General features: G+C 63.0%; 1 protein-coding gene. It reads right to left on the bottom strand.

From position 1 onward, the window contains the following. A partial coding sequence (locus AC0L16_RS33630; RefSeq protein ID WP_473625822.1) for a CYTH domain-containing protein occupies nt 1-296 on the bottom strand: 296 nt, incomplete at its 3' end. Nucleotides 297-362 lie beyond the last annotated feature (66 nt).

Here is a 362-nt window from a genome sequence, read left to right as displayed (position 1 = left end):
CAGGCCACTGCAATGCGCGCGATAGCCGTTGCTGCGCTCATATCGGACGAGAGCGGGGTCGAAGCCGCTTTCACAGCACCGGGCGCCGGGCCAAGCAGACGATAGCCCCGCTCCGCTTTGCTCAGCACCCCGAGATGCGCCGGCGTGATCAGGTTGACTTTCCGGGCGAGCGCAAACAGCGCTGTCGGTGAGCCCGCCTTCTTTTCCAACTCGATCTCGCATAGCGGCGCCTCGCGATCGGCTGCAACGACCTTGCCAAGATCCAAAGCGACTTCGATCGTGGCGTCGCCATCCATCACATTCCAAGAATGCCGTTTGACATGAACCTCGAACAAGGGCGCGAGCTTTGGGCCGGCCCCTGC

This window comes from Mesorhizobium sp. WSM4848, assembly GCF_055811375.1.
The sequence above is the reverse complement of the archived record's forward strand: the minus strand, read 5'-3'. Positions and strand labels throughout refer to the sequence as shown.